This is a genomic window from Hymenobacter lucidus (assembly GCF_020447265.1).
In the GTDB taxonomy this organism is placed as follows: Bacteria; Bacteroidota; Bacteroidia; order Cytophagales; family Hymenobacteraceae; genus Hymenobacter; species Hymenobacter lucidus.
This window is the reverse complement of the sequence record NZ_JAJADR010000004.1, coordinates 22,113-34,557: the sequence shown is the minus strand read 5'-3', so window position 1 is coordinate 34,557 and position 12,445 is coordinate 22,113. Positions and strand designations below refer to the sequence as shown.

Below are 12,445 nucleotides of genomic sequence, written 5' to 3'. Positions count from 1 at the left end.
GCTGTTGCCAATCTACTGGGGTATTGCCCCTGGTCAGCCCCCGCCCCAAATGCCTTCTACTAACCCGCCCGCCCCCGCCGTTACCATTGCCCCCGAAGCTGCGCCGGTAGCCTCACCCCCGCCCCACCGCACGCCGGCTTCGGCCTGGGTACTGCTTTTCACGCTGGCAACCATCTGGGGCACATCGTTTATTCTGATGAAGAAGGGCCTGGTGGTATTTTCGGCTATGGAGCTGGGGGCCACGCGCGTGACGGTAGCGGCCCTGCTGCTGCTGCCCTTCGCCCTGAAGCACCTGCCGCAGCTGGAGCGGGGCCGCGTGAAGTGGCTGGTGCTCAGCGGCGTGGTGGGCACCCTGATTCCGGCCTTCCTCTTTGCCTACGCCGAAACCAAGCTGGCCTCGGGCCTGGCTGGGGTCCTCAATGCGCTGACGGCCGTCTTCACGTTGCTGGTGGGGGCGCTGTTTTTCGGGCAGAAGCTCACGCCGCTCCGGGTGCTGGGCATCGTGCTGGGGCTGGTGGGCACGGTGGTGCTGATGCTGCTGGGCGGCAGCGGCGGCGCGGCCACGCCCAGTGGCGAAGGCAACGCTTGGTACGGCCTCTACATCGTGCTGGCTACGGCGGGCTACGGGGTAAGCGTGAACGTCATTAAAAACCGGCTGCACGGTATTCCGCCGCTGGCCGTTACGGGGCTGCTGCTGCTCTACATCGGGGTGCCGGCAGTGCTGTATCTGCTGTTGGGAACCGGGTTTCTCTACAAGCTCCAGCACGTGCCCGGCGCCTGGACGGCCTTTGGCTACATCACTCTGCTGGCTACGATGAGCACGGCCGTGGCCATGGTGCTCTTCAACAAGCTTATTCAGCAGTCGACGGCGCTTTTCGCGGCTTCCAACACCTATATCGTGCCCATCATGGCTCTGGCCTGGGGCGTGCTCGATGGTGAGGCCTTCAACCTCTGGCACCTGCTGGGCATGGTTATTATTCTGATTAGTGTGGCTATTATTCACCGGGCCCGGTAAAGGCAAGCTTCCGGCTTTGCAACATATGGTTTAGCTTTCGTGCTCTATTCAGCAAACGAGCAGGATTTACCTCGTAAGCGTCGCCTTATTTTCCAGCATCTTCCATTATGCGCAAGTCTTCCGCTATTCTGGCAGCTTTCTTATTTACCGCCACCACTGCCTCGGCCCAAACGACCTACCGCTTCGGGGTGCGGGTGGGCGGCAACCTGGCTACTACCACCGAAAAAGGCCCGCAGCAATATGCCGTAGCCAATGCCTCCGGAACCTACAGCAAGTCGCCGGTTTTTGCGGGGCAACTAGGCGTGGTGATGGAAGTGGCCCGCGGCAATGTTGCGTTTCAGCCGGCCCTGGTGTTTTCGCAGAAGGGCACGGATATCGACGGGGTGACGACCATTGTCGATGGGACTTCGGGTTACGAAGTCCGGCGGGAAGGCCACAGCAAGGCCCGCTACCACTGGCTGGAGCTGCCCCTGAACGTAGTATATACCCTGCCGGGCACCACGGGCCTGCAGCTCTTTGCCGGCCCCTATGCGGCGGTAGGCGTAGGCGGGCAGGTCAAAACCGTTATCGACAATACTACCACCGACCCCAGCCAGGGCACGGTGCCGCCCACTCGCTTCAAGGCCGAAATCACCTACGGTCTGGACAATACCCCGGCCGGCGGTGGCGGTTTATCTATCCGGGAGTTCTACTCGCGGCGTTTTGATGCCGGCTTCAACGCGGGAGTGGGCTACCGGCGCGGCCCGTTCCAGGTGCAGGCGGGCATCGGCCTTGGGCTCGTAAACCTCTACTACAGCAATGCAGAAGGCTACGACGAGCAGAGCGGCTACAACCGGATGGCGCAGCTGACGGGCACCTACTTTTTTTAAGTAACCTGCCCCCGCCTACAACGCCATGCCCAGCCCAAACTGCACCCAGGCGTGTGAGCGGCTACCCCGGAACTCGGGCGTAATCCAGGTGGCCGAGGTGCGGAAGCTCACGCCGCCATACGCGGCCACGACGCTGGCAGTACCCTGAGCCACGACGCGCTTTATAGCCGAGGCCGGTAGCGTGTAAGGGTTGCGGCGGTTGAAAAGTCCGCCCTGCATAGTGGCGTTATAGCCCACCACCCGCGCCTCGGCCTGCCCGGTGGCATACAGCTGCAACTGCTGCAAGCCGGCCCGGTTGGCCCGCGAGGCCAGCCCCAGATTCTGGAAATACGGGTTCATTTTGCCCACGCGCAGCAGCAGACCAGTACCGGCAAACGTGTTGAGTGTGCCCACGGCAGCCTGGGCCTGCCCGATCAGCTCCCCGACTTTGCCGACGGCAGCCAGCCGCTGCTCCAACGTGGCCTCGTAGCCCAGCACCAAGTCGTTGCGAATCTGGTAGTCCCAGCCGCGGGGCGTGGGGGCGTCGATGAGCTCGTGCACCTTGGTCTGGAAGCCTTTGGCCCCGGCTGCCGGCCCGATAAAGCCCAGACTCAGCCCCGAAGTTAGGCGGCGGTGGCGGGCGGCACTGGTGGCAGTGCGGTAGAGCGTGGCGTAGATGTAGGACGCGTAGGGCCGGTCGCCGCGCCGGATGGTGTCGTCCTGGATGCGCAGGGGCGTAAAGCCGTCGTAGAACAGCTTCACGCCGTGGTGAAGTACGCTGCCGGCTGGGCCCGGCAGCAGCAGCCTATTCACCGGCGACTTACTAAATACCGGCAGCACCACGTTCAGCGTCATGCCCTGGGTGAAATAGTAATCGGTACGAAAAAAGGCGTCGTTGGCGAAAGTGTAGCTGATGAGCCGGTCGGTACTGAGGCTGTCGGCAGTTTGGGCGGCCGCAGAGCTGAGTTGCAGGAGCTGTAGCAGGAGGAAAACGGCCAGCGGAAGACGTAGCATGAGGCTTGGGTATCGTTTTGTTGCAGCCATCTTCGCTAGCCATCAGGCAAAAGCCGGGGCTAGGTAGCAATAGGGCCAGTTGAGCCAGCGGCCGGTTTTGCCGCACCGTTCGGCGTTGCCGCGCACATAGGCCACGAGGCGCAGCAGCTCGGCGGCATCATGTACGACGTAGTCGTAACTGCCGGTTTGCCAGAAATCGGCTTCCCACGGCAGCGCGGCCCGTAATACTCGCCGACGCTGCGCGGTAGTGCGCTGGTGCAGCAGTTGCAGAGCGTTGTAAAATGAGACGCTGCTGCCCGCCGGCAAGTGCAGCACGGCATGCACTTGCCGGCGGGCAGCAGTGCGAAACACAACACTTGAAACCCAAACTTCTCCAGCACCAGCAGCTCGGCGGCCACGATGTCGGCTATTTTCTCCTTCTCCAGCCACATCGGCCCCACGCTGGCTGCATCCAACAAAGTATCAAAGCCCGCAAAAAACGTCTTTTCTGCCCGCCGACGCGCGGCTGAAAAAGCGGCAGCATCAGTTAAAGTACGGGCTGTTTCCTGGGTTACCTGCCGCTACCGGTGCAGCTCCCGAAACACCCGCGCCGGTACGGAGCCGGCCAGCCGGAAGGTCACGAATAGAGTTTCGCTGGCAGCCAGCAGCTGTTCAGCAGTGAGTTCGGGCGGCATCTTCTTACCCTACTGGCTGCAGCACTCCGTTGGTTTCCAGCACGGCGCCTTGCTCCACCAGCGCCTGCACAGCCGCGTCGATCTGCTGACGCATTTCCTCGCCGGGCCGGGCAAAGCCCAGCAGCCGGGCCGTGGGTAGCACCACGGCAGCCCGTTCCAGGGCAAAGCTGTGCTGCACGATGGTCAGAATGGCTTTGGCTACTTCCTCGGGGGCCACAAAATGCAGCTTGCGCGAGGCAGCCGGCAGGGTGCTTCGGTCGCGCAGCGGCACGGTGGCGGCCGTCATCGTCGGCGCCCACAGAAACGCACCTTCCGGCCGAATGTGGCGCAGGTTGCCGGCCAGCCGCACGGCATCGGCCACGCTTTTGCGGATGCGCACCCCCACCTGCGTGGCACCAGTCGCCAAGGCAATGCGGCGCGTCACCTCATCAATATGCACCGGGCTTTCGATGGCCACCACCTGCGCTACCCAGCCCGCCAGCCGCCCCATTGGGTGCTGATGCACTTCCTGCTGCCGGGCGGCGGCGGGCAGCTGAGCCAATTGGTACGGCTCGGCCAAGGCTACCGGGCCGCTCGGAGCGTCTTCCCGCGTGATACCGGCCGGCATTTCCACCGTTTCCACTGCTTCTTCCACTTCCTCAGTCTCATCGAGAGCAGCAAGGCGGCGGGCTTCTTCAATGGCCTGCACCGCCCGCTCGGTTTCGCGCTGCGGGTCCCGAAACCAGTCGGTGCTCCAGATGCGGTGCAGTTTCCAGCCCACGTTTTCGAGCACCTGCTGGCGCAGCCTGTCCCGGTCGCGGGCCGAGCGGGCGCTGTGGTACATGGCCCCGTCGCACTCAATGCCCAGCACGTAGCGCCCCGGCTGGTCGGGGTCCACAACAGCTAGGTCGATGTAGAAGCCCTGGGAGCCAACCTGGGGGCGCACGAGGTAGTCGCGGGCGGTGAGGGCGCGGTGCACGGCTTCCTCAAACGGCGACTCCATGGCCCGGCTGGTTTCCTGGTTTTGGTTGAGCACTCCGCGCTGGGCGAAGTTGAGGAAGGTTTTGAGCGCCGCCACGCCCTTGGCTTTGGTACGCGTGAGGTCGAGGTCGTCGGCGGTGAGGTTGGTAAAGACTTCGCAGCGCTGCTTGGCGCGGGTAATGAGTACGTTGAGCCGCCGCTCGCCGCCCTCCCCGTTCAGTGGGCCAAAGCTCATGCTCAGGTAGCCATCCTTAGTGCGGCCATAGCCGATGCTAATCAGAATCACGTCCCGCTCGTCGCCCTGCACGTTTTCCAGGTTTTTCACGAAGAATGGCTCGTGGGCGTGGCGGTTGAAAAACTCCTCGGTTTCGGGGTGCTGGCGGCGCAGCTTTTCCAGCGCATCCTCAATGGCCTGACGCTGGGCCATGCTAAAAGCCACCACGCCCAGCGTGAGCCGGGGCGTAGTGCGGGCGTGGTGCAACACAGCCTGGGCCACGGCTCCGGCTTCGAGCGGATTGGTACGGGTGGTGCCCCGCTCGTAGTGCGTACCGGGCAGGTGGTGGTATACCAAGCCCATTTGTCCCTGCCCGCCAGGACTCGGAAAAATGACCAGCTTATCGTCGTAGAATAAGTGGTTGGAAGCGGCAATGAGCGACTGATGCAAGCTGCGGTAGTGCCAGCGCAGCATCCGCTCGGGCATCTGCCGGGCCTTGCACAGCTCCAGAATGCTTTGAATATCGGCCGTCACGTTTTCCTCGTCGGCCTCCTCCCCCGCCCCGGTCAGGGAGTCGAAAAAGGAAGTGGGCGGCAGCTGCTTCGAGTCGCCGACTACCACCAGCTGCCGGCCGCGGGCAATGGCGCCCAGTGCATCGACGGGCTTCACCTGCGAGGCTTCGTCGAACACCACCAAATCGAATTCGACGGCACCCGGCGGCAGGTAGCTGGCCACCGACAGCGGCGACATCATAAATACGGGCTTGATGGCCTGGATGGCGCGGCCGGCCTGCTGCATAAGCTTGCGCAAAGGCAAATGGCGGGTTTTCTTGGCAAACTCGTTGCGCAGCAGCAGCATCTGCCCGCTGGCCTGGGCATTGGGCAATTGACTGAAATGCTGCTGCATAGCCCGCACCCGGTGGTAGAGCGAGTCTTCGTCGGCTTCCCGGAAGCGCGCCGCCGTTTCCTCGTGACTGGCCCGCTCAAACTGCCGCAACGCCGGGTGCTGGGCGTAGGCTTGCCTCTGCAGAAACTCCAGCCACGTCTGGCGCACGGCGGCGGCCAGGTGGTGGGCCGCCGGCTCCCAGGTTTCGGCCAACAGCAGCAGCTCGGGCAGGTTTTCAGCCGTTACGGCGGCCACGTTGTTCCATTCCGTGGTCAGGCGCAGGGCCGGCACATCAGCCAGCCAAGCCGCTAGAATTTCCTGTTGCGTGGTAAAAGGTTGAAATTCCAGCCGGCCTTCGGGGCCAAAGCGGCGGGCTTCATTAAGCTGTAACGCCTCGGCTACGGCCTGCACGGCGGCGCGGTGCCGAGTCAGCGCTGTTTCCAGAGCGGCCAGCGGAGCCCCTATTGCCGCCGTACTAGGTGCGTTGCTTAGGTAGGGCAGCAATTCGGCGGGCAACTGGCGCTGGGCTACGCGCTGGTGAGTCAGGGTAAGGTAGTCGGTGGCTTTGCGCAGCTGGGGCCAGTCGGAGCGCAGGCCTTGCCAGGCGGGGCCCAGCAGCCGGCCGGCCCAGGCCTCGGCTTCCTGCACTGCCTGGGCGTGGCGGCCGGCTTCGTGGATGGCATCAATGACAGGTAAAATGGCTGACGCCTCGTCGGGCAAGGGTCCGCGCCAAAGGCTTTGCAGCCGCTTTTTAGCCCGCCGGTAGTCGCCGTTGAGAAATTTCCACCACTTCTCGCCGTAAGAAAGCACGGCCGCGCGCTCGGCCAGCAGCTGCTGGCTCCAGGCTTCGGGCAGCAGCACGGCATCATATTGCTGGTGCAAAGCCGTGTAGCTGGTCCCGGTGTTTAGCAGCTCGCCAATGCGGCCGGCCGAATGGCTCCAGACTGCATCGGCAACGGCCATACCGGCTAGCGGCGGGGCTAGCTGGGCGTGGCGGGCGGCGGGCAGCAGGGCTTCGGCGGCGGCTCGTTCGGGGGGAGCGGGCAGGCCGAGCAGGTGGGCCAAGGTGTCGGCAGCGGCTTGCAGGGCAGCCACGGTGGTTGGGGCTTCGCGCAGCCGCTGGGTTAGGGCCTCCTGGTCGGCAGGCAACAGCACGGTCAGCTCACTGCCCCAAAAGAGCAGGCTTTTCGGCTTGCCGATTTTCTGCAGCGTGGCTTGCAAGCGGGCGGCCTGGGCTTCGGCATGAGCCGCGTCGGCGTCGGTCCAGTCGGCTAGCCGGGTAATGGCCAGGCGGGGCAACTCTACCGCACCGCGTTCCTCGTTCAGGCGCAGCAGCTCACCCACCACCTGCTGGGCGGTAAGGCGGCTGCGGCCGATAGGGGCATTCACGGCCAGGGCGTAGTCGTTCAGGGCTTGGCGGTAGCGGGGCAGCTGGGCCATCTGGTCGGCTACGGCGGGGGCGGCGGCCGGGCGGCCCAGGCTGAGCGTCTGCTTCAGCTCGTCGTGCAGGGCTTTTTTGTTGGCTTTGTGGCTGTGCAATTCCAGGCAGGCCGCGCCCAGGCCCAGGTTTTCGAGGCGGCGCTGCACTACTTCCAAAGCCGCCATCTTCTCGGCCACAAACAGCACCTTCTTGCCCGCCCCAATGGCCTCGGCCAGCAAATTGGCAATGGTCTGGGACTTGCCCGTGCCGGGCGGACCCTGGATAACGAGGTTGCGGCCTTCCTGCACGGCCAGCAACGCCAGCAATTGCGACGAATCGGCATCGAGCACTTGGTGTAGCTCTTGCGCGGGGCTTTCGGTGTCGAGAAAAGCCGTGTCGCCGATGGTAGGAGCCGCGTCCGAGAAGCCGGTATCGGTGCCGAGCAGGGCAGCAATGGCGGGGTGCTCCAGTAGGCCGTTTTCGATGGGCCAGGTGGCCGGGTCCAGGTCGCGGTAGAGCAGAAACTTGCCGAAGGAAAAGAAGCCCAGAGCAATGCTGTCGGGCGCTACCTGCCAGCGCGCAAGGCCTGCCACGGCCTGCGCTACGGCTCCAAAGTAGTCGGCTACGCGCAACTCTTCCTCCACCTCAGGCAGAGGCAGACTCACCCCGAAGCTGGCCCGCAGCTTGGCCTGCAAGCTCAGGTTGCCCTCGATTTCAGCCCCGGTATGGCGCAGCTTAAACCGCTCGGCGGCTGTGCCCCGCTCCAGCAGCACGGGCACCAGCAGCAGTGGGGCTTGGCGCGGCTCCTGGCTGCTCTCGGCCTCATACCACGTAAGCTGACCCAGCGCCAGATACAGGATGTTTACACCCTGCTCTTCCAAACTGGTGCGGGCCGTGTAATAAGTGTTGAGCAAGCGGGCTTCGAGCTTAGCTAAAGGCTCGGCAGTTTGCAGCTTGTTATCGGTGAGCAGGCTGTGGCGCTCAGCTTCCGAAAGGCCCGGCAGCAGATTGGAGGTTTCCTCGAGCTGCGCAGTTTCGGGTGCCTCCCCCCTCGCATCTACTTGAGCCGCAGAGTCCGACAGTGGCGGGAGAGAACCAGACGGTTCGGGGAGAATGGCGGCAGTAGTTACGGACTCAAATAGCGGCGTTGCCACCAGCTTTTTCGCCTCGGGGGCAGCCAGGAAATACATGGGTTTGCCCTGGCGTACCAGCACCTCATACACGGCCGCCGACTGCTCCTGCGTCACGACCACGCCGCGGGCCGGGGAAGGCCGGAAGTTCAGCAGCGGGTTGCGCAGGCCCAGGTCGAGCAGCTCCTCGCGGGAGGCGTGTAGGCGGGCAAGCAGGGTGGCAGATGGCGAAACCGGAGTAATTTCCATAGAGCAGAATCGGATAGTCGTAAACGCGAAGCGGGCTTTGCCCGGGGAGCTTAGCTAACCAAAGTACTCGGTTACAGCTCCACCGGACAAAGCCCGCACTACTTTTTGTCGGTCTTTAGCGCGGCGTATTGGCCGTATTGCCGGCGTTCAGCTTGCTGTGCTTGTAGCCGTAGTTAAAGTACAAAGCCAGACCCAGCACCAGCCAACCGAAGAACAGCAGCCAGTTGTTGATACCCAGCTGGGTCATCAGGTAGAGGTTGGTGAGCAGGCCCAGGGTGGGCAGCAGCGAGAGGCGGCGGCGCACCGAGGCAATGGTGAGGTAGATGCAGAAGCCGAAAAACACCAGCATTGGAATGTAGTGCTTGAAGCCCTCGACACCATCGCCACCGCCCACGATACGGCCCATTTCGCCCACGGCGGCGCCGTTATAGAGAAAGAGCAGCCCGATGCCGACCAGCATAATGATGGGCAGCAAAAACTGGCCGTTGATGTAGGGCACCTTAAAGCGGGCATCGGAAGTGCCGTGCGGGTCGATAATCAGGATGCCGCCGCACACCAGAGCAAAGGCAAACAGAGTACCGATGGAGGTCAGGTCGATTACCAAGTCCATGTTCAGCAGCAAGGCCGGCACGCCCACGAAGAAGCCCGTGACGATGGTGCTGAACGAAGGCGTATGAAACTTGGGGTGTACCCGGGCGAAAATGGGGGGCAGCAGACCGTCGCGGCTCATGCTCATCCAGATGCGGGGCTGGCCGATCTGGAACACGAGCAGCACCGAGGCCATGGCAAAAATGGCACTCACGGCTACCACGCCCGCCAGCTGGGGCAGGCCTACTTTCTGGAACACGAAAGCCAGCGGGTCGCCCACACCCAGCTCCTTATACGATACCATGCCGGTGAGTACCAGCGTGATAATGACGTAGAGCACAGTGCAGATAATGAGGGCGTAAATCATGGCCCGAGGCAAGTCGCGCTGAGGGTTTTTGCACTCCTCGGCCGTGGTCGAAATGGCATCGAAGCCGATGTAGGCGAAGAACACCGCCGACACGCCCTTGAGCACCCCGGCCACACCGTTGGGAGCAAATGGGCTCCAGTTGGCCGGATTCACATAAAACACGCCCACGGCAATAACCACCGCTACCACAATCAGCTTGAGCAGCACAAGCAGGTTGCTGGCCGTTTTGGATTCCTTGATGCCCACGTACACCACAGCCGTAATCAGGACGGTGATGAGGAAGGCGGGCAGGTCGCAGACGAGGTGGAAGTCGCCGAAGAGCACCGGGGCCGAGTTCCAGGTTTTGTAGGCTTCCATCGTAGCCGGGGCCACGTCGGCCAGGGGCTTGTTGGCCAGCATCAGCTCCAGCACTTCGTGGTAGCCCTTGTAGGCGCTTTGGGTGCCCATAGTGAGGTAGGTCGGTATTTTTAGCCCCACGCCCTCCATGAGCCCGGTAAAGTAGTCGGACCAGGAAATGGCCACCACGATGTTGCCCACGGCATATTCCATGATGAGGGCCCAGCCAATAATCCAGGCCGTGAGCTCCCCGAAAGAGGCATAGGCGTAGGTGTAGGCCGAGCCGCTGATGGGAATGGTAGCCGCAAACTGCGCGTAGCATAAGGCCGAAAAGGCGCAGGCAATGGCGGTGAAGACAAACAGCAGCGACACGGCCGGGCCGCCGTCGTGGGAGGCATTGCCGATGGTGCTGAAAATGCCAGCCCCGATAACGGCGGCAATGCCCAGGGCGGTAAGGTCGCGCACCGTCAGGTTACGCTCCAGGCCACCGTGGGCGTGGCCCTCTACGTCGGCCGGCGGGTTTTGCAGAATAGCGCCGATGTCCTTGCGGCGAAACAGATTGGAGAAAGAACTCATTTATGGGTTGTGAGAGAGCAGGGGATTTGAGGCCCAAAAGATAAAGAATAATGCGGCAGGGCTTGTATAATGGCGGGCCTAGCTTCTACTCTAAAGTTATTACGGCTCCATTCCGGCCTTTTTCAGTGGTTCGCAAATCTGCTCCGGCCCTCTGGCACGCAACCTGCCGAGTACTGTCATTAGCCTTGGTGTTCTAATTAGTAAAGACCTTATTGTGGCAGGAGGCTAGTCGCTGTATATTCCATTCCGGCAGGGTTTCTGTTGCCCTAGCCTCCTGACTATCTTTTTGCGGCGGTCCACTTTTATTATACTCCAATGAACCACCGCTTTACCCTAAGCCGGTTAGTAGTCAGTTGCTTATTACTGGTCCCACCGTTGTTCGGACGAGCCCAGGGACCCACCATTACGGCGGTTGTGCCCAGTGTCAATGCCCAAACGGTCTCCCCTACCGGCCCAGTCACGGTTACTTTCAGCCAGCCGCTCACGCCGGCCTCCGCCGGTGCTCTGCAGGTATTCAGCAGCCAGCGGGGCGGGCGGCGCACCGGAGCTTCACCCGCTACCGTAAGCGGCTCTACGCTAACATTCTCACCTGGTACTTCGCCCTTTATGCCGGGTGAAACCGTGCAGTATACCATTACCCAGACGGCAGCCAGCAGCACTGGCCCGCTGGCCAAGCCACAGGTAGGGCAGTTTACCACCGCCGTAGGGGGTACTGGCAACGGCAACTTCCAAGCTAGCTCCAATGTATTTCTTAGAGGCGCGCTCTACAGCCTGGTAACGGGTGATTTGGACGGCGACGGTGACTTAGATATCGTTACGGCCAGCCGGTACGACAACATAATGCACATAGGGCTTAACAATGGCCAAGGTGTGTTTAGCAACAGCCAGGAATTAAGTTCCCCCAATCAGAATCCGATGGATATAGCGCTGGCTGACGTAGATGGCGACGGCGACCTGGACATGCTCGTTGCCTATGGCTATGGCAATGTTCGTGTTGTGCGTGTATCTCTCAACAATGGCAACGCCACTTTTAGCAACAGTCAGGATGTGGCCGCAGGATCTTATCCTTATTACTTACAAGTGGGTGACGTGGATGCGGACGGTGACCTGGACTTTCTTGTGCTTAACCCTGATAAGACGGTAGCTGTGCGCATCAACGATGGAACAGGCATCTTCACAGGCAATCAAACCGTGTCTGTAGGAGCCATTATATCTGGTACGCCTTACGCTAGCGAGTCTATAGACCTCAAACTGGGCGATATAGACGGCGACGGCGACCTGGATATGATGGTGACTAACATATTTCACCCTGACTGGCAGGCTACTATGAGTGTGCGGCTCAACAATGGTAGCGGTATCTTTAGCGGAAACCAGGAAGTAAGCGTAGGCAGTGGCTACAAAATGATAGAAGCCGGCGACGTGGATGGGGACGGCGACCTGGATTTAATTATGGGCGCTGGCAACTTAATACTCGTACGGTTCAATGATGGCAACGGGCTATTTACCAGTGGGTACGTGGTCAATATAGATAATGGACCTTCAGGCGGGGTCGATTGTATAGCACTCGGTGACGTAGATAGGGATGGCGACCTGGATATGGTTATAAGTACGAATAGTCCTGGCTCAATCACTGTTTTTATCAACGACGGGCACGGCGTCTTGGGTAGAACCCGGAGTTATACAACACAAACTTCCAGCGCCAAGAGCGTGGTGTTGGGCGACGTGGATGGAGATAAGGACCTGGATGTACTCTACGTTTACGAACGTCAGGGCGGCGTACTCCTAAACCATCCTCAAGTGCTGGCTACCGGCAACGGACACACGGGAGGCAGCCTGGCGTTGTTTCCCAACCCCGCCTCTCGGCATACCACCCTCACTGGAGCGGCGCCTTATGCTCCGCTAAGCGTACTCGATGCCCTAGGGCGGCTGGTTTTCACGGCTACCGCCACTGTGGAGGGAAAGGCTCAGCTTGCGCTACCCGCTGAGCTGCCTGCCGGAATGTATTTGGTTCGTTGTGGCAGCCAGACCCGGCGCCTGCTAATCGAATAACGACAGAACACGGCTACTATCCGAAAGCGGCTCCTCATCAGTAATGGGGAGCCGCTTTGGCATACTGTGCCAGGCCAGCGCCGGGGTTTTTCAGTGCTATACTGCCCTGAGTAAACTACA

At 61.6% G+C, this 12,445-nt stretch carries 7 protein-coding genes; 3 read left to right on the top strand and 4 right to left on the bottom strand.

Annotation, left to right across the window (positions count from 1 at the left end; all coding sequences use genetic code 11):
• Window positions 1-49: 49 nt before the first annotated feature.
• Together LGH74_RS14265 and LGH74_RS14260 are read left to right on the top strand one after the other, a co-directional pair.
• Window positions 50-1,015, top strand: coding sequence for a DMT family transporter (locus LGH74_RS14265; protein ID WP_226176697.1), 966 nt, complete (start codon window positions 50-52; stop codon window positions 1,013-1,015).
• Between the two features lie 107 nt (window positions 1,016-1,122).
• Entirely contained in the window at window positions 1,123-1,884 is a 762-nt protein-coding gene (locus tag LGH74_RS14260) for a PorT family protein (protein WP_226176696.1), read from the top strand.
• Window positions 1,885-1,899: 15 nt separating this feature from the next.
• On the opposite strand, the gene LGH74_RS14255 is transcribed toward LGH74_RS14260, so the two are convergent.
• The 4 genes from LGH74_RS14255 to LGH74_RS14240 all read right to left on the bottom strand — a co-directional run bounded on the left by LGH74_RS14255 (window position 1,900) and on the right by LGH74_RS14240 (window position 10,276).
• Window positions 1,900-2,877, bottom strand: a complete 978-nt coding sequence (locus LGH74_RS14255) for a lipid A deacylase LpxR family protein (protein ID WP_226176695.1) — start codon at window positions 2,875-2,877, stop codon at window positions 1,900-1,902.
• A 42-nt stretch (window positions 2,878-2,919) separates the two neighbouring features.
• Window positions 2,920-3,228 (bottom strand): hypothetical protein, encoded by a 309-nt coding sequence (locus LGH74_RS14250; protein ID WP_226176694.1) that lies wholly within the window; start codon window positions 3,226-3,228, stop codon window positions 2,920-2,922.
• Window positions 3,229-3,555: 327 nt separating this feature from the next.
• Complete coding sequence (gene proA, locus LGH74_RS14245; protein WP_226176693.1) at window positions 3,556-8,409, bottom strand: anti-phage protein ProA; 4,854 nt, start codon at window positions 8,407-8,409, stop codon at window positions 3,556-3,558.
• Between the two features lie 115 nt (window positions 8,410-8,524).
• Window positions 8,525-10,276, bottom strand: a complete 1,752-nt coding sequence (locus tag LGH74_RS14240; protein ID WP_226176692.1) for an amino acid permease — start codon at window positions 10,274-10,276, stop codon at window positions 8,525-8,527.
• A 315-nt stretch (window positions 10,277-10,591) separates the two neighbouring features.
• Here LGH74_RS14240 and LGH74_RS14235 point away from each other — a divergent pair, with 315 nt between their 5' ends.
• Window positions 10,592-12,325, top strand: coding sequence for an FG-GAP-like repeat-containing protein (locus LGH74_RS14235; protein WP_226176691.1), 1,734 nt, complete (start codon window positions 10,592-10,594; stop codon window positions 12,323-12,325).
• Window positions 12,326-12,445 lie beyond the last annotated feature (120 nt).

Bases quoted from the DNA above. Each gene is read 5' to 3' on its own strand.
- LGH74_RS14265 (WP_226176697.1), top strand. From the start codon at position 50: ATGCCTTCTACTAACCCGCCCGCCCCCGCCGTTACCATTGCCCCCGAA.
- LGH74_RS14260 (WP_226176696.1), top strand. From the start codon at position 1,123: ATGCGCAAGTCTTCCGCTATTCTGGCAGCTTTCTTATTTACCGCCACC.
- LGH74_RS14255 (WP_226176695.1), bottom strand. From the start codon at position 2,877: ATGCTACGTCTTCCGCTGGCCGTTTTCCTCCTGCTACAGCTCCTGCAA.
- proA (WP_226176693.1), bottom strand. From the start codon at position 8,409: ATGGAAATTACTCCGGTTTCGCCATCTGCCACCCTGCTTGCCCGCCTA.
- LGH74_RS14240 (WP_226176692.1), bottom strand. From the start codon at position 10,276: ATGAGTTCTTTCTCCAATCTGTTTCGCCGCAAGGACATCGGCGCTATT.
- LGH74_RS14235 (WP_226176691.1), top strand. From the start codon at position 10,592: ATGAACCACCGCTTTACCCTAAGCCGGTTAGTAGTCAGTTGCTTATTA.